Here is a 1,003-nt window from a genome sequence, read left to right as displayed (position 1 = left end):
TCGAGGTCGACCTGCTCGTCGTCGGGGCCGGCCCGGCGGGCCTGTACGCCGCGTACTACGCCGGCTTCCGCGGCCTGCGGACGGCGGTGGTCGACAGCCTCCCGGAGCCCGGCGGGCAGGTCACCGCGCTCTACCCGGAGAAGATGGTCTACGACGTCGCGGGCTTCCCCGGCATCAAGGGCCGCGACCTCGTCGCCGGGCTGGTCGAGCAGGCCGCCCGCTTCGACCCGGTGTACATCCTCGGCGAGCGCGCCGAGCACCTCGCCAACGAGGCCGGCCACCGCCCGCGGGCCGGCGACCGGCTGGTCGTGACCACCGACAAGGGCACGCGGATCAGCACCGGCGCGGTCGTCATCACCGGCGGCATCGGCACCTTCACCCCGCGCCCGCTGCCCGGCGGCGCGGAGTGGGAGGGCCGCGGGCTGACCTACGTGGTCAAGGAGCTGGCCGCGCACAGCGGTCAGGACGTCGTCATCGTCGGCGGCGGGGACAGCGCCGTCGACTGGGCCCTGGCGCTGGAGGACATCGCCGCGTCGGTCACCCTCGTGCACCGCCGCAAGCACTTCCGCGCCCACGCCGCCAGCGTCGCCGACCTCGAGCGCAGCCGGGCGGTGATCGTCACCGACGCGCAGGTCGACTCCCTGGACGGCGACGGCGTCCTGCACACCGTGCACGTGCGCGGCAAGGACGGCACCGTCACCCCGTACAAGGCGCACGCCGTCATCGCCGCCCTCGGCTTCACCGCCGACATCGGTCCGCTGGAGACGTGGGGCATCGAGATCGTGGACCGCAAGATCCTCGTCGACACCGCCATGCGCACGTCGGTGGCCGGGGTGTACTCCGCCGGCGACATCACCGAGTACGCGGGCAAGGTGCGGTTGATCGCGGTCGGTTTCGGGGAGGCAGCGACCGCCGTGAACAACGCCGCCACCTACCTCGACCCCGACCAGCCCCTGTTCCCCGGCCACAGCAGCGACGACCCCGCCGGCATCGGCGCGACCGC

Annotated in this window: 1 protein-coding gene; it reads left to right on the top strand. The window is 73.8% G+C overall.

Going from position 1 to position 1,003, the window contains the following annotated elements:
* A partial coding sequence (locus MY526_RS26940) for an NAD(P)/FAD-dependent oxidoreductase (RefSeq protein WP_436705491.1) occupies positions 1–1,003 on the top strand: 1,003 nt, incomplete at both ends.

Origin of the sequence: Geodermatophilus sp. CPCC 205761, from assembly GCF_051383655.1 — a bacterium.
GTDB lineage: Bacteria > Actinomycetota > Actinomycetes > Mycobacteriales > Geodermatophilaceae > Geodermatophilus.
The sequence above is the reverse complement of the archived record's forward strand: the minus strand, read 5'-3'. Positions and strand labels throughout refer to the sequence as shown.